Here is a 19,671-nt window from a genome sequence, read left to right on the forward strand (position 1 = left end):
GTCGAGATGGGCACTGGAAACATGAACGAGCAAAGATCGGTCGGCATGACCTTGAATATGCTTGGGGTGCTCGGCATCTCACTGGTCCTGACCGTCGCATTCTACTATCAGCTCGCGCTCGGCGAGTTGCCTTGTCCGCTTTGCCTGCTGCAGCGCGCCGGCTTCATCGCGATCGGCATGGGGTTTCTATTCAACCTGCGCATTGGTGAGCGCGGGTCGCACTATGCGATGATCCTCATCGCCAGTCTCGTCACCGGCTTCATCTCGATCCGGCAAGTGGCGCTGCATCTCGCGCCCGGTGATCCCGGATACGGCACGACGCTGTTGGGTCTGCATTTCTACACCTGGGCGCTGATCGCGGCGGTTGGAATCGTGTGTTACGTCGCGCTTGCGTTTGTGCTGAAGGATGTAACCGGTAGCCGAGACTGGGATCCGCCTCTGAACGGGCCGGCATCGAACGCGGTGTTCGCAATCTTCGCGTTGCTGGTTGCCGCAAATCTGCTGTCCACCGTGCTGGAGTGCGGCGCGGGTCAATGCGACGACAATCCGGTTCACTATCTCCTGCTCAGGTGACGGAAGCCGCTCGAAAGCGTCCATCGCGCAGGAAGGCGATCGTCTGTTCGATCGCTACCGGGTGACGTGGAAGTCCGGTGTGGGAGACCTTCACGACGATATGGTCAGTCATGCCGGCAAGCAACGCGCTTTGGACGGAGACGCGGCCGTCGTTCGGCTTCGGGAGAATAAGGAGGCCGGCGACGGGATCGATGAACCGATTTCCTGCGATCACGCCGACGGGATAGTCCACCGGGGAAGAGGCGTTTAATCGGCTTGCTGTGGTGAGTTCGCGCCCGGCTGGTCCATAGAATGAATGATAGAGCCAAGATCCGCCCAGAAAGTCGGCGACCTCGCTGCCGCTATTCGGTGTGCCGAGCATCACGACGCGGGCAAGCTTGCTCGGCCGGTATTTCGCGATATAGGCGCGCGTCACCAGACCACCCATCGAATGCGCCACGAAATGCAATGGCGCATCGCGTTCGGCGAAGCGGGCGATCGCCGGTTGGATATCGTCGGCAAGCTCCGCGATCGGCTTGGTGCGACTGGCGTAGTCGATGTTGAGCGTGGCGAAGCCGCTCGCCTTGAGCGACCGTTCGAGGCCTTTCAGGGATGCCGAGGTGCGCGCGATGCCATGGAGCAGAACCACACCAGGGCATCGCGCGCCGACCGAATTCAGCGCCGCGTACATCGCACCTACGCCACCTCGCGCTCCGGCGCCGACGCCTGCTCGCGGGCCATCGTGGTTGCGGTGACGTAGTCGGTCTTGCCGGTGCCGAGCAGCGGTACCTTGTCGACCACCATGATGGCCGCGGGCACGGTCAGCTCGGATGCGCCGATCGCCTTGGCCTGGCCTTGCATAGCGCTGCGCTCGGCATTCTTCTCCGTCGTCAGCAGCACGATGCGCTCGCCCTTGCGCTGGTCGGGGATCGATACGGCGACCGATGCGGCCTGCGGCCACAGCGTCGTCGCGATGTTCTCGACCGCGGACAGCGAGACCATTTCGCCCGCAATCTTGGCAAAGCGCTTGGCACGGCCCTTGATGGTGATGAAGCCGGCCGGGTCGATTGCGACGATGTCGCCGGTGTCGTGCCAGCCCTCGGGGAGCACTTCGAGCACGCCGGGATTTTCGGCCCGCAGATATCCGAGCATCACGTTCGGCCCGCGTACCGAGAGGCGTCCACCCTCCTCGATGCCGGGGACCGGATCGAGCTTACTTTCCATCAGCGGCGAGAGGCGGCCGACGGTGCCGGGACGATTGGCCATCGGCGTGTTCATCGCCAGTACCGGCGCGGTCTCGGTGACGCCATAGCCTTCGAGGATGCGGATGCCGTAGCGCTCCATGAAAACCTGGCGTGTCCGATCTTTCACCGCCTCCGCGCCGGCGATTACCAGGCGCAAGGTGCGGAAGTCGTAGGCATGCGCCGAGCGTGCGTAGCCGGTGAGGAACGTGTCGGTGCCGAACAGGATGGTTGCGCCGGTCTGGTAGATCAGCTCGGGCACGATCCGGTAGTGCAGCGGTGAGGGGTACATGTAGATCGGAATGCCCGCGAGCATCGGCATCATCATTCCGCCGGTCAGACCGAAGGAGTGGAACACCGGCAGTACGTTGAACACCTTGTCATTGGCGTTGGCATCGACCCGCGCCAGTGCCTGTGCGGCGTTGGCGAGGATGTTGCGGTGGGACAGCACCACACCCTTGGGCGTGCCTTCCGAGCCCGACGTGAACAGCACGACGGCCGGATCGTTGGGCTGGCGGACGACGCGCGGCGTGGTGCCGGCGAGCAGGCCCTTGATCTTGTCGGCCGTGCCGATCGAGGCGCGGACATCCTCGAGATAGACGACGCGGGCTTCCGCGGAGATCGCGGCCATCAGCTTGTCGAGCTTGCCCTTCTCGATGAAGGCCTTCGACGTCAGCACGGTCTTGACCTGTGCCGCCTTCATGGCGGCGAGGACGTTGACCGGGCCGGCCGAGAAATTGAGCATCGCCGGGACGCGCCCGATGTTCTGCAGCGCCATGAAGACGACGGCGACACCGGCGGAGTTCGGCAGCAGCACGCCGACATTCTCGCCGGCCGACGTCCCGATTTCGAGCTTGCGGCTCAGGACCTGTGCGCCGAGGATCAGCTTGCGATAGGTCAGCTTGGTGCCGAGCGCGTCCTCGACGATGACCTTGCCGGTATCGCGGTCGCGGTAGGCGTGTCCGAGCGCTTCGAACAGCGTGTGATCGAGCATGGCGTTCTTCACCATGGCGTCAATCATCACGTCCTGAAGCGCGGCGCCCGCGGCATTGCGGCGCGCCTTGCCCTTCAATGCCGGATCGACCGGCAGCTTGACCGGCGGCAGGATCGTGACCGTCACCCGCGGAAACCAAGAGCGCTTGATCTGGCTGGAGTTGAGGTAGCTGAGATGCGAGCGCTGCGCGCCTTCGATGCGAACCGGCACGACGACGGCGTCGGCCTTGTCGGCGATCATCGCGGTGCCGTCATAGACCTTCATCAGCGAGCCGGAGACGGTGATGCGTCCTTCCGGGAAGATCACTACGGGCTCGCCGGCTGCGACGAGCTTGATCAGGTCGCGCGCAGCCAGCGGCTTGGTCGGGTCCATGGTGTAGTGCTTGACCACGCGCAGGAACGGCCTGGCCCACCAGGCCTTGGCGATGCCGGTATCCACCGCGAAGCTGGCATCGATCGGCAGTACGGCGTGCAGCAGCGGGCCGTCGATCAGGCTGACATGGTTGGGGGCGATCAGCATGCGCGTGCCCGGAGGCGGGAGGTTCTCGAGGCCGCGAACCTCGGTGCGGAACAGGGCGCGGAACAGCAGTCCGCCGAAATCGCGCACGCCTTCCTTGCCCCACTTCGTCAGCACGAACCACACCGCGCCGAAGCTGGCGACGCCGAGGCCGAAGAAGATCCAGCCGATGTGAAGGCCAGCTGCCTGCAACAGCGCCACGAACAGCGAGCCGACCACCATGAAGGCGGCCTGCAGCACGTTGCCGGCGGCGATGATGCGGGCGCGCTCGGTCGGTTCCGACCAGGCCTGCACGGCGGCGAAAGAGGGAACGACGAACAAGCCGCCACCGAACGCGAAGGCGACGAAGTCGATCAGCATGCGCAGGCCGGCGAACGAGGTTGCGAAGTCGACCGCAGCGATGTTCTGGCCCTTGGCGGTCACACCGATGGCCCAGGCGAGATCGAGGCCGGCAAACCCCATGATGATGGCGCCGATCGGCACCAGCGCGAGGTTCGGGCGAACGTGACTGAGGCTGGCCGCGAACAGCGAACCGATGGCAATGCCGATCGCGAAGACCGCAAGACACAGCGTCACCACGCCCTCGGTGCCGCCAACGACGTCCTTGACCAGCGCCGGCAGCAGCGACAGTACGACGGCGCCGACCAGCCAGAACCAGGAGACGATCACGGTGCCGTCCCACAGCCGGTGGTCTGCATGCAGCGTCTTCAACAGGCCGAGCGTCGAGGTCCAGGGATTGGCGTTGACTGGCAGATCGGGGGCGGATGGCGTTGTCTGCGGAATGCGGGACGCGAAGGCCCAGGACAGCAGGGCCAGCACGACCACGGCCGATGCGACCCAGCCCATATGCGCGGAGCCGGCCACGAACTGGCCGCCGGCGACAGTCCCGAGCAGGATGGCCATGAAGGTCGCGCCTTCGACCAGCGCGTTACCGGTCGCGAGCTCACCGAGCTCCAGCTGGTCCGGCAGCATGGCGTATTTCACGGGACCGAACAGGGCAGCGATGACGCCGAACAGCGCCAGCGCTGCGAACAGCAGCGGTACCGAGTGCAGGAAGAAGCCGGCGGCGGCAAAACCCGCGGCGAATATCTCGGCAAATTTGAGCCGCCGTGCGACGACGGATTTGACGTATTTGTCGGCGAGCTGCCCGCCGAGCCCAGACAGGATGAAATAGGGGAAGATGAAGACGGCGCCAGCCACCGTCACCAGGGCATCGCCGTGACCGGTCGCGGCACTGTAAAGCAGGATGATGACGAGTGCGTTCTTGAGCACGTTGTCATTGAGCGCCGAGAAGAACTGCGCCCAAAACAGCGGCGCAAAGCGGCGTGACGACATCAATTCCCTGATCATGACGAGTCCTGTTTTGGAAAAACGGCCTGAAGTTGCAGTGCTGTCGGTGAAACGTCACGACCGGAATTGCGTGGGACGAACGATGGCTGGGTGGCGACGCCCGCCGGCCTGTTCTGTCCCCTCGAGCCTTCCGATCCTGTTGGTCTCCTAATGGTCTCGTTAGGTTCGCTAATTTCTGCTCGCGGCCATCATGCTCGGGCGGAAGGGGCCGCGCTTACCGGGATATCGCGCTGGGCGGTGAGGGAAAGTTGAACCGCATCGCCCAATGCCGTGAAATTCGTTGCGAATGTCGGAAAATGGTAAGTCCTTCCTTGCAACCAGGTCTTGCATTCGAGCCGACCGAAACGTGCCGGCTGCGCCCGCCTCAGGTGAGGTGGGCGAGGTGGCGAAAGGGCGAGAGGCGGCCGAGCAGACTGAAGCGGTGGCCGGTACGGGCGCGGTTCGCCCGCCACATCCGGAAGGTCGCGCGGCGCGCGGTGAGCACGCCGGCAATGTCGCAGGCATTTGCAATGCGATCGACCGGTGCCATGGCGGCCCGCCAGATGGTTCGGCCAAATCCGGTCACGAGAGCCGCGGCGTCGTCGACGAAGGTGGTGGCGATATCAAAAGCGAGGGTTTGCATCTTGCAGGTCTCCGGGTTAAATTGAACATTGTTCACATGAGTAGCTTGAAAATGAACAATGTTCAAGAAGAATCGCTGCGAGACCGAAAAAGTTTCGGAGACGGCACCAGATCCTGGAGATCGCCCGCAGCATCATTGCGACCAAGAGCTTGAGATCGTTGAAGGTTCGGGATGTCGCGGAAGCTGCCGGTTGCTCGGTTGGGAGTGTCTATAACGAGTTCGGCGACTTCGACGGGGTGATCCTGACCGTCAATCGGGAGACCGTGCAGGCGCTCACAATGCGGCTCAAGGGAGTTCCAACCAAAGATCCCATCCGCCAGCTCTATGGGCTTGCGGCGACATATCTCGAATTCTCCTCCGAGCACGCCAATTTACTGCGCTCGCTGTTCGAGCATCGGATGGAGGACGATCGTCCTTACCCCGATGACATCCTTCAGATGGTGATGGATGCTTTCGCGCTGATGCATCCGCCTCTGCTACGTCTGTTACCGGATGCGGATGACGTGAAGATCGCGCTGCTGTCGCGCACCCTCTTCTCCGCGGTGCACGGCATCATCTCGCTCGGTCTCGAGGAGCGCATGATCGCCGTGCCGCCGCAGATGCTGCGCCAGCAGCTCGACCAGTTTCTCGACGCGCATCTGGCAGGTCTCGGGATTCTGCCCGTGCAATAACGCTGTCGGGGCGCGTCATCGACCAGCGCTAGACCAGCACCGGTTTGCGCACGCGACCGGCATCGCCGAAGACGCGCAAATAGCGCTCGATCTCGGAGGGCAGGCCGGTTGCCTTTTCCGGATTGTCCGAGAGCTTGACGGCCGGGTGGCCGTCAACCGACGTCACCTTGCAGACAATCGAGATCGGATCGAGATTGACCGAGCCGTCCGGCGGACAGCCGACGAAATCATTGGTGAGATTGGTGCCCCAGCCGAACGAGAGGCGCGAGCGTCCGGCGAAGTGGTGATAGGTCTCCTCGATTGAGCCGACGTCCATCGCGTCGGAGAACACGAGCAGCTTGTCCCTGGGGTTGCGGCCTTTCTTCTCCCACCAGGCGATGATCTCCTCGCCGGCCTGAATCGGCGGCGCGCTGTCGGGACGGAAGCCGGTCCAGTCGGCTACCCATTCCGGCGCATCGCGCAAAAAGGCTTTCGTGCCGAATGCATCGGGCAGCGCGATCAGGAGGTTGCCGCCATAGGTCTGCCGCCACTGGTCGAGAATCCGATAGGGGGCCCAGCGCAATTCCTCGTCGTCCCTGGCGAGCGCGGCCGCCACCATCGGCAGCTCATGCGCGTTGGTGCCGATGGCTTCGAGGTCATTGTCCATCGCGAGCAGCACATTCGAGGTGCCGATGAAGGACGGGCCCAGGCCTTCCTTCACAGCCTCGACGCACCAGCGCTGCCACAGGAAGCCGTGGCGGCGGCGCGTGCCGAAGTCGGAGAGTTTCAGATTCTCCAGCTTGCGCAGACGCTCGACCTTGCTCCACAGCTTGGCCTTGGCACGGGCATACAGCACGTCGAGCTCGAAGCGTCCGCGACCCTTCATCGCCGCGCGCGAGCGCAATTCGTTGAGGATGGCAAGCGCCGGAATTTCCCACATCGTGGTGTGGCTCCACGGTCCGTGGAAATGCAATTCGTATTGCCCCTCGACCTTGTGCAACTCGTATTCGGGCAGACGGAATTCGGCGAGCCAGCGGATGAAGTCCGCCGAGAACATGTGGGTCTTGCCGTAGAAGGTGTTGCCGGCAAGCCAGATCAGCTCCTTCTTGGCGAAGCGGATGGTGCGGGCGTGGTCGAGCTGGGCGCGCAGTTCGTCCTCGTCGATGATCTCGGCGAGCCGCACATGGCGCGAGCGGTTGATGACCGAGAAGGTCACCTGCTGACTCGGGTAAGATTCCCGAATCATCTGTAACATCAATAACTTGTAGAAGTCGGTATCCAGCAGGCTACGGACGATGGGATCCAGCCGCCAGCTGTGATTGTAGGTCCGGCTCGCAATGTCGGTCACTGTCATGGGGCAATTCTAGCGTGACCGACCCTGCGCAACCAGTGGGTTTGGCGTGGAGCTGGCCACCGCCTGGCAACCGGCGAGCATTGCCGTCACCGGCGCTGAAACAATTCCCTGGTCCAGCGCAGCGGCGCGGTCACCCGCCAGGAGGTGGAGCCCAGGACCGCCGCCAGTTGCGCTCGCGCCTGATCCCTCTCCGAGAGGATTTCATACCGTCCGGCCAGCGCGAAGTCCCGCTCTCCTGTGACCCAGTCGCGCATGGCCGCGTCCTCGCGCCACAGGCCGAACTGACGAGCGATGGCCTCACGAACATCGGTGTCGAGTCGTTCGCGCATGGACGCCGTCAGCGCATCCGCCTCGACCAACCTGAGCCGCGTCGACGGATTACTGATCCCGGCATAGTGGTGCACGATCGGATCCGGTGCGATGGCCAGGCCAGGGATTGAATTCCAGGCGGTGTCGAGACGCGCGAGACGCGACCGGTTCGGTTCATTGGGGCGATCCGGGCCAAGCCCCAGACAGTCGTCATATCCAAGGGCGTGGAGTATGGTAGCCTGGTCGAACCAGGGATGCCGCAATTGGCCGGTGTCCCAAACCTGCTTGAAAAACGCACGCGACCAGTCGTTGACGCGGATCAGCATGACGCCCGAGTTGAAGTGCGGGACGAAATCGGCGGCCATGATCTCGGAGGTCTCCGGCCCGTGCCAGGCGAGGTGCAGATCGGCATCATTCACCGCCGCCGTCCTGACATCGATGTCGTTGCGAAGCACAACGGCATCGACGTCCATCCACAGCACGAAGTCGAAATTGTCCTCGATAGCCGCCCGGATCACCTCGATCTTCATCCATCCGCGCGGACGCTTCCAACTGTCGCCGTGAATGGAGCGCCGTTGATAACCGTGCGCGTCGGCGAGAGCCTGCATGCGCGGGACGGTGAAGGCTGCGAGCGGTTGCTGAATGGAGTCATAGGCCGTCAGAAGACAGACGCTTTGCCGCACAGGACTTCTCCGAACGCCTTTGGCTGGCGTTCTCTTGCACAGCGCTGGAAATGTAGCGCAGGACTGACAGCACGGCAAATAGGCTCGAAATGAACCGGCATTTGCAATCCTGCATTGGTTCTCAGCCGTCCGCGGCTGTCGCCGCCATGATCTCGAGCTGGTTCCTGATCCAGCGATGCGCCGGATCTTTCTGGTAGCGCTGGTGCCAGACCATGAACATCGGCAGCTCGGCCAGCGTGCGGGTGCGCGAGGCCAGCGGAATGCGGGTTTGCGCGAAGCCGCGCATGACGCCCGATGCGAGCAGGCTCGGCATGCTCGCAAGCATCTGCGAGCCGCGCAGGAATGACGGGACCCCGGAGAAGCTCGGCACGGAGATTGCGATGTCACGGTGAAAGCCGTTTGCCGCCAGCCGCCGATCGAAGTCGAGCCGCTCATTGTCCGTATAGACCACGGTCACGTGGCGCGCCGCGAGATAGGCGCTGCGGCCGGATGGTGCCGCACGCGCCCTGGGATCGAAGTAGCAGACGTAGTGATCGCTGAGCAGGCGCTTCTGAACGATGTCGGCGCCGGATGGCGGCAGCGGCGTGATCAGGAGATCGCCAGCGGTCTTCGCGCAGCATCGCCGGCGAGGGCGACTGCGAGGGGATCACCCGCAGGTTCAGGCTCTTCACCTGTGTGGCGACATGCGCGAAGAACCGCGGCAGCAAGAGATCGCGTTGGAAGTCATTGGCGGCGATCGTGAGCGAGAGCTGCGCTCCGGCCGGCTCGAACGTGACGCCGCCGGCAAAGCTCCGCATCTCGTCGATCAGCGCGCGCGCTTTCGCGGCCAGTGCCTGGGCATGGGCGGTTGCGACGATGCCGCGGCCGGACTTGGCGAACAGCGGGTCGCCGGAGATCCGCCGCAGCTTGTTCAGCCCGTGGCTGACTGCCGATTGCGTCAGGCCGAGCCGCGTTGCGGCCGCCGTGACCGAGCCTTCCTCCAGCACGGCCAGGAACAGCTCCAGCGCGTGACCGTCGAGAGCCAAATGATCGATTTTCTTCATGCAATGTATTATAATCAATCTATTTATCTGTGGAATAGGCCGGCCCATGATCTCTCGATAAGCCGCGCGCCCGGACCAGGGCTCCAAGGGAGAGACAACGCCGATGAACGCCCAGGCGCCAGCCTTGCAGGATCCCCGCCTCAACCGCCCAGAGCCCCTGACGCCGCCGCTCGGTGATGGCGGCTTCTTTCAGCGCGACCGCTCCATCCATCCGCCGGCGCATGCGCCGGGTTACAAATCCTCGGTCCTGCGGTCGCCGCGCCAGTCCCTGTTGTCGCTGGAGAACTCGATCTCGGAAATCACCGGTCCGGTGTTCGGCCACAACGATCTCGGCCCGCTCGACAACGACCTGATTCTGCAACTACGCCAAGGACGGCGATCCCGTCGGCGAGCGCATCATCGTCCATGGCCGTGTGCTGGATGAGACCGGCCGCGGCGTGCCGAACACGCTGGTCGAGTTCTGGCAGGCCAATGCCGGCGGTCGTTACCGGCACAAGAAGGATACCTATCTGGCGCCGATCGATCCGAATTTCGGCGGCTGTGGCCGTGCGCTGACCGACGACACCGGCTACTATTATTTCCGCACGGTCAAGCCGGGCCCCTATCCCTGGCGCAACTTCGTCAATAGCTGGCGTCCGGCCCATATCCACTTCTCGGTGTTCGGCTCGGGTTTTGCGCAGCGTCTGATCACGCAGATGTATTTTGAGGGCGATCCCCTGATTCCGGTCTGCCCGATCCTGACGACGATCCCGGACAAGGACGCGCTCGACCGTCTCGTCGCGCCGCTCGACCTCAACGCATCGACGCCGTTCGACTCGCTCGCCTATCGCTTCGACATCGTACTGCGCGGACAGCGCTCCACCTATTTTGAAAATCGCACCGCGGGGAACTGAAATCCATGCCGCAGCCGCTCAACTATCTCAAGGAAACCGCTTCGCAGACCGCCGGCCCCTATGTCCACATCGGCCTGATCCCGGCCATGGCCGGATTCGACATCTTCGAGAAGAACTTTTCCAACGTGCTGGTGACGCCGAACACCCAAGGCGAGCGCATTACGCTGGAAGGCAAGGTGCTCGACGGAACCGGCTCGCCGCTGCGCGACGTGCTGCTCGAAATCTGGCAGGCCAATGCCAGCGGCCGCTACAACCATCCGGCCGATCGTTCGGCTGGCACTCTGGATGGGGATTTCCGCGGCTGGGGCCGCGCAGGATCGGATTTCGACAGCGGTCTTGTCACCTTTGACACCGTCAAGCCCGGCGCGATCGTTGATAAGGCCGGCCGCAAATGCGCGCCGCATGTCAACGTCTGGATCGTCGCGCGCGGCATCAACATCGGCCTCAACACGCGGCTCTATTTCTCGGATGAGGAGGCCGCAAACGCCGCAGATCCCGTGCTCAACCTCGTCGAACCGGCGGTGCGCCGCAAGACCCTGATCGCGACCCGCGGCGAACGTGCCGGCAAGGTCGTGTATTCCTTCACGATCAATTTGCAGGGCGCGGACGAGACGGTGTTCTTCGACGTCTGAGCCCTGCGATCGGCCTCACCGAAAGATGACGCCGATCCTGGCGTCGCGATCAGGCGGATGCCGCAGGCTAGAATCCGGTTGGTCCCACTGCTCCAATCCAGTGCCTGACCTTGGTGGGATCCCTTTCGTCCATATAGAAGAAATGGACCATCGTCGGCCGCACAGGCGCGACGTTGGGATCGTCGAAACGCATCGAGACCTCGCCGCGAAAGATCTTGAGCAGCGGGCTGTCCCAATACTCGATGACATCGTGGAGCGCGGTGAAGCCACGGTCGATGAACTGCCGCAGATTGTTTCGGATCGTCTCCCGGCCGTGCCAGTCGGCGACGCCGAGATTGCAGATTGCATCCTCGGCGAAGCAGTCGAACCCCTTGCCGAAGGTCTTGTCGTCGATTTCTCTCCACATTGCGAGCAGCCAGTCTGGCGGCGCGGTTTTGGTGAAGGTCTTCGTGCTCATTGCTTCCTCCCTCGGATGTGAGGCCTTGCGAAATCAGTCCGTGGTGTTGGTGATCCCGAGCCGCGCGGCGATGCGCCGGGCCGTGGCCTCGCGCTGTGCGGTGATGTCGGCGACCGCGCGCCTTGCCTGGTCGAGAATCGCGACGGGCGCGCGCTCCGGCGTGCCGCTGTCGAACGGCGGCTCCGGCGCATACTGCATGTAGAGCTGGATCGCGCGCGCGGCGTCGTCGCCGCGCAGCTCGGCCGCGAGCCGTAGCGCGCCGTCAATTCCGGCGGTGACGCCGGCTGCGAAGATCCAGGTCCCGTCCACGACGACGCGCTCGTTGACCGGAATGGCGCCGAGCAATGGCAGCAGATGGAACGAGGCCCAATGCGTCGTTGCCCGCCGTCCCCTCAGTAATCCGGCGGCGCCGAGTAGCAAGGCGCCGGTGCAGACCGAGAATACGCTGCGCGCGCCCGCCGCCTGCTGCGTGATCCAGGCGAGAATCTCCTCGTTCTCCATCAGGGCCTCCTGACCAAAGCCGCCCGGTACATGCAGCACGTCGAGCTTGGGCGCTGCTGCGAGCGTTGCATCTGGAGTCAATCGCAGACCCTTGACGTCGCGGACGGGGTCGGTCGTCTTGGCGTAGACGCGATAGGTCGCGTTCGGAATGCGCGACAGCACTTCGAAGGGTCCTGTCAGATCGATTTGGTCGAGACCGTCGAACAGCAGGGATCCGATTTGCAGGTGCGTCTCTGGCGAAATCATGGGCTCACTCTCAATTCGAGGCTGGACAGTGACAATGTAACGGGTCACGCTGTGGCTGAGATGCCAAAGTCCCCTCGTTTCCCGCCAACGTCCCGCTCGCGTGCCGTGCGCTCCGCCGGGGCCCACGCCCCTCGCGTCATCGAAGTGCTGGCCTATCCGGCGGTGCAGTTGCTCGATGTGACGGGGCCGCTCCAGGTGTTCGCGACCGCCAACGAGCAGGTCGTGCAGGCAGGTGAACCCGCGCCTTACGTCCTGCGTGTCGTGGCAAAGGATCGCTCGCGCGTGGCGGCTTCATCGGGGCTGGAGATCGTCACCGATGCGCTGCCGCGCAGCGCCGGCACGCTGGACACGCTGGTGGTCGCGGGCGGCCCGGGCGTTGACCTTGCTTGTGCCGATCCGGCGCTGCTGGCTTGGCTGCGCCAGCGTGTGAAGAAGGCGCGCAGGGTGGCGTCGGTCTGCACCGGAGCGTTTCTGCTCGGTGCATCGGGAGTGCTCGACGGCCGGCGTGCAGTGACGCATTGGTCATACTGCGCCGAGCTAGCACGGCGCTTCCCCGCCGTGCGCGTCGAATCGGATCCGATCTTCGTGCGCGACGGCACGATCTGGACGTCGGCAGGCGTGACGGCTGGTATCGATCTGGCGCTGGCCCTTGTGGAGGAGGATCTCGGCCGCACGACGGCGCTGGCTGTGGCGCGCTATCTCGTCGTCTTCCTCAAGCGGCCAGGCGGGCAGGCGCAGTTCAGCGAGACGCTGTCTTTGCAGTCGGCCGAGGACGAGTTTGGCGCGCTGCACGACTGGATCGGCAAGCATCTCGCCGGCGATCTTTCGCTGTCCAGACTGGCCAGTCAGGCCGGCATGAGCGAGCGCAGTTTCAGCCGGCATTATGCCAGAGCCACTGGACAGACGCCGTTGCGCGCAATCGAACGGCTGAGGGTGGAAGCCGCCCGACGGATGCTGTCGGAGACGCGCCTGCCGGTGAAGCGGATATTCCAGCGCTGCGGTTTCGGGTCGGAGGAGACCATGCGCCGCAGTTTTCTGCGTGTGCTGGCCACGGCGCCGCAGGACTATCGCCGCCGGTTCGGCGCCTGAGCCGATCGGTCGAGGCTTCTATTCGCGGCCGTGGAGCTGGGCGCGGAAGGCGCGCGGCGATAGTCCCGTGGCCGCGGCATAGACCCGGCTGAAATAGGCGGGGTCCTCGAAGCCGAGCGTGTAGGCGATGGTCGAAACAGGCAGGTTGGTATAGACGAGGTTGCGGCGCGCCTCGCGGATCAACCGGTTGAGGATCAGGTGCGAGGCGGTGTCGCCGGTCGCCGTACGCGTGATCCGGTTGAGATGAGTCGGTGTGATCGACAGCGCGCTTGCGTAGTCGGCAACGCTCCAGCGTCGCAGATGATGCTGTTCGAGCAGCGCTTCGAAGCGGCGAAACAGTCCGCTTTCCGCTGTGCCATTGCCGCTGCTCTCGCCGGTGAGCGCACGCGCCACCAGCCCGATCATGGCCGCCGACAAGGCGCGCAGCACGTGCGCGCGGCCGAAATCGCGCGCGGCATGCTCGGCAAAGATCTGCTTCATGGTGGTGCGGATCTGCGGCGTGCCGCGCACCACGGCCGATCGCGACAGGGCCCCGCGCAACCCTTCCGAGGCAAGCAGCGCCTCGTCCAGGATTTCCGCAGCCATGGTCAGCACCCAGCCCTGGGTGTCAGGCACAAAGCGGAAGCCGTGGACGTGGCCGACCGGCACGTTGACGATTTGCATCGGCCTCAGCGGCACCACGCGCCCGTCGAGCGTTGCCTCGCCGCCGCCGCGCTCGATCAGCAAGACCTGGTGGAGCCGCGCGTGGCGGTGCACGGCCAGCGTCCAGTCGTGCAGCACCGAGCGTGACGCGATCGTCTCGCAATGCACGACGTCGGGCAGGTCGCCGGATTCGCCGAATAGATTGTAGACCCGGATCGCCGGGGCAGGGGCTGCGGTTCTCATGTTCGAATTGTACAAGATAATGGTGAAAGCCTCCATCGGTTTGCGCGGTTGCATCTGCAAAATAGTACTCAACGGGAGGACGCAAAAATGAAAGTTCAGGTCTGCATCATCGGCGGTGGACCGTCCGGGTTGCTACTGTCGCAGCTCCTGCACCTGAAGGGCATCGACACTGTCGTGCTGGAGAAATACAGCCGCGACCACGTCCTGGCCCGCATCCGCGCCGGCGTGCTCGAGCACGGTTTTGCCAAGCTGATGCGCGAGGCGCAATGTGGCGAGCGGATGGACCGCGAAGGCGAGATCCACAACGGATTCGAGATCGCCCATGACGGCGTGCTGTCCCACATCGATCTGCACAGGCATTCCAGCGGCAACTCGGTGCTGGTCTACGGCCAGACCGAGCTGACGCGCGATCTCTACGAGGCGCGGGATCGGTTCGGCGGCAAGGTCGTGCACAACGCGGAAGACGTGATGCCGCATGATCTGACGTCGGATCGGCCGTATGTAACTTATCGCTCCAACGGGGAAATCATCCGCGTCGATTGCGACTACATCGTCGGCGCCGACGGCTTTCACGGCGTCAGCCGCAGGTCAATCCCGAAGGACGTGCTGCGCGAATACGAGAAGGTCTATCCGTTCGGGTGGCTTGGCGTGTTGTCGCGCACAAAACCGGTTTCCCCGGAACTGATCTACGCGAAGCACGAACGTGGTTTTGCACTGTGTTCACTGCGTTCGCAGGTGTTGAGCCGCTACTACGTCCAGGTGCCGCTGACCGACAAGGTGGAGGACTGGAGCGACGATGCGTTCTGGGCCGAATTGAGGCGCCGCCTGCCGGAGGAGGTCGCCGGTCGCCTGGTCACGGGGCCGTCGATCGAGAAGAGCATCGCGCCCCTGCGCAGCTTCGTCGCCGAGCCGATGAGCTATGGCCGCCTGTTCCTCGCCGGCGATGCCGCCCACATCGTGCCGCCAACCGGGGCGCGCGGGCTCAACAGCGCGGCGTCCGACATCTACTATCTCTATCACGCCATGCTCGCGCATTATCAGGACGGCGACGATTCCGGTCTTGCGGGCTATTCGGCCAAGGCGCTCGCGCGCATCTGGAAGGCACAACGTTTCTCCTGGTGGATGACGATGCTGCTGCACCGCTTCCCCGACCGCTCCGAGTATGAAGACAGGCTTCAACAGACCGAGCTGGACTATCTGCTCTCGTCCGAGACAGCGCAGCGGCTGCTCGCGGAGAATTACGTGGGGCTGCCGTTCTAGCGCGAGAGGAAAGGGAAGTTACTTGCCTTCGAGCGTGTTGACCGGTGTCCAATCCGGCGGTGGCGGGTTGATGGAATACGCCTTGGCGCGTCTGGCGAACAGACGCGACGCCGGATCGTTCATTGCCGCGCCTTCAAACGCATCGGCCGCCTTCGCGAACTCCCGCGCGCGCCAGCATGCCAGTCCTTCCGCATATGCTGTGACCATCGTCTTCTGCTCCGCGCTCTCCGCGCCTGTCTCGGCGAGCGGCTCGAACACCTTGATCGCTTCGCCGCGCCCCAAGACCCGGATCGCGTCGAGCTCGCGCCATGCGAAGCTGTCGCCGGTCTGCGCGACCGTCGCCGCCGAAGCCATGATCGCCGTGCCGTAATATTTGTTGGCGCCTTCGAGCCGCGAGGCGACGTTCACGGTATCGCTCATGACGGTGTAATTGAATCGGCGTCGCGAGCCGATATTGCCGACCACGGCCTCGCCGCTGTTGAGCCCGATACGATGTGACAGGCCGTGGCCGGCGAAGGCGGGATTGTTGGCATTCAGCTCCGCGAGCTTTTCGTGGCACTTCAGCGCCGCGCGGACGGCGCTACGCGCGTGCGCGGGGTCGTCAGCGGGTGCGCCGAACATGGCGACGATGGAATCGCCGATATATTTGTCGACATAGCCGCCATGGCCTTCGATGATATCGGTCATGGCCGATAGATATTCGTTCATGAGGGTCACCAGCTCGCCCGGTGTCATCGTCTCCGCGATGGAGGAGAAACCGCTGAGGTCGGAAAAGAACATGGTGACGTTGCGCATTTCGCCGCCGAGCGCCGGCATCTTGCCAGAGGCCACCATGGTGTCGATCACTTCCGGAGCGAGATAGAAGGCAAAGCTTCTGCGCAGGAAACGTTCGTCGCGATCGGCCAGCACGAAACGGTAGCCGATCATCATCGCGAGCGCGGCCAGGCTCGCGAGTGCGGGCTCAGTCAGCGGCAGTGCAAGGGCTTGAACGAAGACGCCGACGGCCATGGCGGTGTACACGGCAGTGAAGGCGAGCCAGGCGCTCAGTGCGCCGCCAGGGGCGAGCATGCAGGCCGCAACGGCGATGATCGCTGCAAACACGATCGTGACAACGGCCCGCATGGGAAAGCCGAGCTCGGTCACGACGTCGCGCTCGATCAGATTTCGCACGGCGGTGGCGTGCACGAAGACGCCTGCGATGTCGCTGCGGGCCTTTGGCGCGGCGCTTGCCGGGGCGGGCAAGACGCATCGTGCGGCTGGTGTTCCGTCGTAACCGCCTGCAAGGCGCATCGACGTGAGCTTGCGATCTTCGAAATTCAGCACGCTGCCGAGCAGCACCACCTTGCCGGCGAAGGTGCGGCGGAAGAACTCACGGTCGCCTTTTTCGACGCAGGCTCGCAGGTCAGCGAAAGAAAAGGTCGGAACGTCGCGGCCAAGCGCTCGAAAGTTGAGCGTCAGCGTATTCGGCACCGCGCTCGGGATCGCATATCCAGACAGCTTGGCCGCACCGGACGACGCGATCTCGGGCGTTGCGTCGAGCGCGCGTGCGGCGAGCTCGACGGCCATGGCGGGCACCGGCTTGCCGTCGATGGAGAAACCGAGCGGCATCCGCCGGATGACGTCGTCCGCATCAGTATGGACATTGAGCGCACGGATGTTGGTTCGCACCGCCAGTTGCTGCGCGCGGTAGGGCCTGTCGGGGTGGTCGTTGCTGAGGATTTCGCCGAGCACGAGCTTGCCGCTGTCGGAGATCTGACGCAGCGCGATCAGATAGTCCCGGTCAAATCCCTTCAAGCGGCTACCGAACGGCGCGTCTCCGAAAGGAATTTCCGATTGCTCGATCGAGCTTGGAAAGATGACGTCGAAGCCGATCACCTTGGCGCCGCCGTCGGCGATGCTGGTGAGCACCCGGCCGATCTCGCGCGTCCAGGTCTGGGTCGGCGATCCCTTGAAGGGCAGGGTGTCGTAGGTCTCCCCGTCGATCGCGACGACGACGACCGGCGACGTCGCGGGATCGCGGCGGTCGCCGACAAGCTTGCCGCGCAGCGCCGTGAGGATGTCGAGCGAGAGGCCTTGCAGCACCTGCAGCGGCGGAGACGTGAAGACGGCGCCCGCCAGGAGCGCAATCAGGATCGCTGCAACGATGTCCCGCCTGCCGATCCGCCGCATCGCCCCGTCGCTGGCCGCCTATTCGAGTCGGAGCAGCCGGCCGACGATCGGCGTCGGCGATGACGTGGCGCTGGCGTCGACCTGGAAGGCGTAGCGCTTGGCGCCGAGAATGGCGAGATAGCTGCCGCCGGGGGTCAGTGCCTTCCCGGCCTTGGCAAAGTCGTAGAACTTGCCGCCGGTCATGACGTCATTCCTGAGCGGGATGCTGATCGTCGGCTCCTTGCCGTCGGTGCGCTCGATCACCAGCGTGCTGCCGCTTCTGGCTTGCACCAGCGGTGCGACGCCGTACAGCGTGGGCAGCCTGGCCGGCGCGCCCTTGGCGTCCGATCGCATCGTGCGGAACGTCGTCGCGGCGCTCTGGTTCGCCTCGCGCTCCGACAGTTTTGCTGCGTTGGTATCGCAGGGCACCTTTTCCCGTTTGACTTCGCCGAGTTGCACCGTGCTCTGCTCCGTGCCGACCAGGACGACGCCTTCGCTGATGGTCTCGCGCTGGCAGGATTTGAGATAGCTGAGCGTGATGCTGGCCTTGGGTCCGAGCTTGATGATCTTGCCCGGCGCCACGTAATCCATGAACGCGATGCCGTCGACCTTGCCCTGGACGTCCTCGACGATCGCGGCCGGGGTCTCCGCCAGGGCGGGGGCGGCAAGACAGAACGCGCCGACAACGGTGCCGATCAGGCTTTTCATGGGAGTTCTCATCCAATTCGACCGATGCTCTGCCGGTCTCCGTCCTGGTTCGATGCTTAGCAGCGCATCGCCCAGGCAAGTGTGACCAGAATCACTCTTAGATATTGGTGTACTCTATCAGGAACAGGTTCAAACCGACGACCGGAGAAAACAGAGCCACGGCAAGCCGTTGCGCGGATGGGCCATATCAGGTGGCTGGGGCCGGCTCAGGCGAGCGGTCCGCGGCCGGACGGCTCTCAGCCCCACTCTCTATAGCAGGAGCCAGAGCAGCTTCTGTCTTGTGATAGGGCGTCGCCTGCTGTCCGGCGGCGATTTCCACCACCTCGTCCCAGCGTGACAGAAACGCCTCGACACAGGTCGGGTCGAATTGTCTGCCCTGGTTCTCGACCAGATAGTTGCGCGCCATGTCCAGCGGCATCGGCTCTTTATATGGCCGCCGCGTGGTCAGGGCGTCGAAGACATCGGCGACGGCGACCACGCGCGCTGCGACCGGGATTTCGTCTGCCTTGAGGCCGTTCGGATAGCCTGCGCCATCCCAGCGCTCGTGATGGCCTGCCGCAATCTGCGCACCGAGCTGGATCAGCTCGCAACCGGAGTCCGCCAGGATTTTCTCGCCGATCGCGGCATGGGTGCGGATCACCGCCATCTCCTCGTCGGTCAGCTTGCCCGGCTTGAGCAGGATGTTGTCGGGGATCGCGACCTTGCCGACGTCGTGCAGGGGGCGGCGAGATAGATGTCACGGCAGAGCCGGGCCGGCAGGCCGAGCTGCTCGGCAATGATACGGCTGTAGCGGGCGACCCGCAGCGTGTGCTCGCCGGTGTCGTTGTCGCGGTACTCGACGGCAAGCGCGAGCCGCAGGATGATTTCCTCCTCGCGCTCGCCGAGTTTCTGGGTCGCGGCGGCAACTGCGCTCGCCAGGTCGGCAGCCCGGTCGTTTTGCTTGCGCACGGCTGCACCTAGCCGCACCAAATTACGCAAGCGGACTTTCATCTCGAGGCTTTGTGGTTGTTTCGGTAAGAAATCGGTTGCACCAGCCTGCAGCGCTTCCATCTTGACGTCATCGGTCTGTCGCGACGTGATCATCGCGATCGGGACGTCGGCGCAGCCGGGCAGGGTGCGGAAGGCGCGGATGAAGCTGATGCCGTCCATATGGGGCATCTCGTAGTCGACAAGTACGATGTCGAAGACACGCTCGCGCGCGCAAGCGATCGCCTCGACGGGATCGAGGAACGTCGTAGCCTCGACCTGTCCCTCGGCCTCGATGTGCCGTTGCAGGAATTTCAGGACAGAGCGGCTGTCGTCAACCAGAAGCGCTTGGGTCAGCATCGGCGGCTGGGCTCGTTCGGACGGCGAAGCATGACCTCAACCAGTAGCCTTTGCGGTTTAACGCGGAGCAAACGTCCAGCTACCCCGAACTGCCCGAACACTGCGCGCAACGCATGAGAATTGAGCGGGCCATGCACGCCTGCATGCAAACGCGAAGTTATTCGGTATGTGACCCGTAGTTGTACGGGGATGCCCATTAGGGGTTTGCATAC

General features: G+C 64.0%; 15 protein-coding genes and 3 pseudogenes. 6 read left to right on the forward strand and 12 right to left on the reverse strand.

Translation table 11 applies throughout. The features are described 5' to 3' along the window. The first annotated feature begins 45 nt into the window (after positions 1-45). Complete coding sequence (locus ACQ86E_RS20985; protein ID WP_431201604.1) at positions 46-573, forward strand: disulfide bond formation protein B; 528 nt, start codon at positions 46-48, stop codon at positions 571-573. Here ACQ86E_RS20985 and ACQ86E_RS20990 read toward each other — a convergent pair. The 3 genes from ACQ86E_RS20990 to ACQ86E_RS21000 form a co-directional block, all read right to left on the reverse strand. Then, the gene (locus tag ACQ86E_RS20990) at positions 566-1,243 is read right to left on the reverse strand and encodes an esterase/lipase family protein (RefSeq protein WP_431201605.1); all 678 of its coding nucleotides are present in this window, start codon (positions 1,241-1,243) and stop codon (positions 566-568) included. The genes ACQ86E_RS20985 and ACQ86E_RS20990 overlap by 8 nt on opposite strands. Before the next feature lie 5 nt (positions 1,244-1,248). Further along, complete coding sequence (locus ACQ86E_RS20995; RefSeq protein WP_431201606.1) at positions 1,249-4,653, reverse strand: acyl-[ACP]--phospholipid O-acyltransferase; 3,405 nt, start codon at positions 4,651-4,653, stop codon at positions 1,249-1,251. Between the two features lie 364 nt (positions 4,654-5,017). Then, positions 5,018-5,341 (reverse strand): hypothetical protein, encoded by a 324-nt coding sequence (locus ACQ86E_RS21000; protein WP_431201607.1) that lies wholly within the window; start codon positions 5,339-5,341, stop codon positions 5,018-5,020. A gap of 92 nt (positions 5,342-5,433) precedes the next feature. Between ACQ86E_RS21000 and ACQ86E_RS21005 the strand changes: the two genes are divergently transcribed. Next, positions 5,434-5,946, forward strand: a complete 513-nt coding sequence (locus ACQ86E_RS21005; protein ID WP_431201608.1) for a TetR/AcrR family transcriptional regulator — start codon at positions 5,434-5,436, stop codon at positions 5,944-5,946. Between the two features lie 28 nt (positions 5,947-5,974). Here the strand turns inward: ACQ86E_RS21005 and pncB are convergent, their stop codons facing one another. The 3 genes and pseudogenes from pncB to ACQ86E_RS21020 form a co-directional block, all read right to left on the reverse strand. Further along, positions 5,975-7,279: a nicotinate phosphoribosyltransferase gene (pncB, locus tag ACQ86E_RS21010; RefSeq protein ID WP_431201609.1), complete on the reverse strand. Its 1,305-nt coding sequence runs from the start codon at positions 7,277-7,279 to the stop codon at positions 5,975-5,977. 86 nt (positions 7,280-7,365) lie between these two features. Further along, positions 7,366-8,271, reverse strand: coding sequence for a putative nucleotide-diphospho-sugar transferase (locus ACQ86E_RS21015; protein ID WP_431201610.1), 906 nt, complete (start codon positions 8,269-8,271; stop codon positions 7,366-7,368). A gap of 121 nt (positions 8,272-8,392) precedes the next feature. After that, positions 8,393-9,314, reverse strand: a pseudogene (locus ACQ86E_RS21020) (LysR family transcriptional regulator). Positions 9,315-9,417: 103 nt separating this feature from the next. Between ACQ86E_RS21020 and pcaH the strand changes: the two are divergent. Both pcaH and pcaG read left to right on the forward strand, forming a co-directional pair. Continuing rightward, positions 9,418-10,207 (forward strand): annotated as a pseudogene (pcaH, locus tag ACQ86E_RS21025) (protocatechuate 3,4-dioxygenase subunit beta). 5 nt (positions 10,208-10,212) lie between these two features. Next, positions 10,213-10,839 carry a protocatechuate 3,4-dioxygenase subunit alpha gene (gene pcaG / locus ACQ86E_RS21030; protein WP_431201611.1) on the forward strand — a complete coding sequence of 209 codons (627 nt, stop codon included), beginning with the start codon at positions 10,213-10,215 and terminating at the stop codon, positions 10,837-10,839. A gap of 67 nt (positions 10,840-10,906) precedes the next feature. Here the strand turns inward: pcaG and ACQ86E_RS21035 are convergent, their stop codons facing one another. Further along, positions 10,907-11,296: a nuclear transport factor 2 family protein gene (locus ACQ86E_RS21035; protein ID WP_431201612.1), complete on the reverse strand. Its 390-nt coding sequence runs from the start codon at positions 11,294-11,296 to the stop codon at positions 10,907-10,909. Between the two features lie 33 nt (positions 11,297-11,329). Next, on the reverse strand, positions 11,330-12,043 hold the full coding sequence (locus ACQ86E_RS21040; RefSeq protein WP_431201613.1) for a DJ-1/PfpI family protein: 714 nt from the start codon (positions 12,041-12,043) through the stop codon (positions 11,330-11,332). 138 nt (positions 12,044-12,181) lie between these two features. Between ACQ86E_RS21040 and ACQ86E_RS21045 the strand changes: the two genes are divergently transcribed. Next, entirely contained in the window at positions 12,182-13,132 is a 951-nt protein-coding gene (locus tag ACQ86E_RS21045) for a GlxA family transcriptional regulator (protein ID WP_431206525.1), read from the forward strand. A gap of 18 nt (positions 13,133-13,150) precedes the next feature. Here ACQ86E_RS21045 and ACQ86E_RS21050 read toward each other — a convergent pair whose 3' ends face one another. Beyond that, complete coding sequence (locus ACQ86E_RS21050) at positions 13,151-14,053, reverse strand: helix-turn-helix domain-containing protein (protein ID WP_431206526.1); 903 nt, start codon at positions 14,051-14,053, stop codon at positions 13,151-13,153. 51 nt (positions 14,054-14,104) lie between these two features. Between ACQ86E_RS21050 and pobA the strand changes: the two genes are divergently transcribed. Then, positions 14,105-15,277: a 4-hydroxybenzoate 3-monooxygenase gene (gene pobA, locus ACQ86E_RS21055; protein WP_431201614.1), complete on the forward strand. Its 1,173-nt coding sequence runs from the start codon at positions 14,105-14,107 to the stop codon at positions 15,275-15,277. A gap of 18 nt (positions 15,278-15,295) precedes the next feature. Here the strand turns inward: pobA and ACQ86E_RS21060 are convergent, their stop codons facing one another. From ACQ86E_RS21060 to ACQ86E_RS21070, 3 genes and pseudogenes are all read right to left on the reverse strand, one after another. After that, positions 15,296-17,446: a CHASE2 domain-containing protein gene (locus ACQ86E_RS21060; RefSeq protein ID WP_431201615.1), complete on the reverse strand. Its 2,151-nt coding sequence runs from the start codon at positions 17,444-17,446 to the stop codon at positions 15,296-15,298. 18 nt (positions 17,447-17,464) lie between these two features. Beyond that, positions 17,465-18,133, reverse strand: a complete 669-nt coding sequence (locus ACQ86E_RS21065) for a hypothetical protein (RefSeq protein WP_431201616.1) — start codon at positions 18,131-18,133, stop codon at positions 17,465-17,467. Positions 18,134-18,320: 187 nt separating this feature from the next. After that, positions 18,321-19,459 (reverse strand): annotated as a pseudogene (locus ACQ86E_RS21070) (response regulator). Positions 19,460-19,671: the final 212 nt, after the last annotated feature.

This window comes from Bradyrhizobium betae (genome assembly GCF_050632175.1).
In the GTDB taxonomy this organism is placed as follows: Bacteria; Pseudomonadota; Alphaproteobacteria; order Rhizobiales; family Xanthobacteraceae; genus Bradyrhizobium; species Bradyrhizobium betae_B.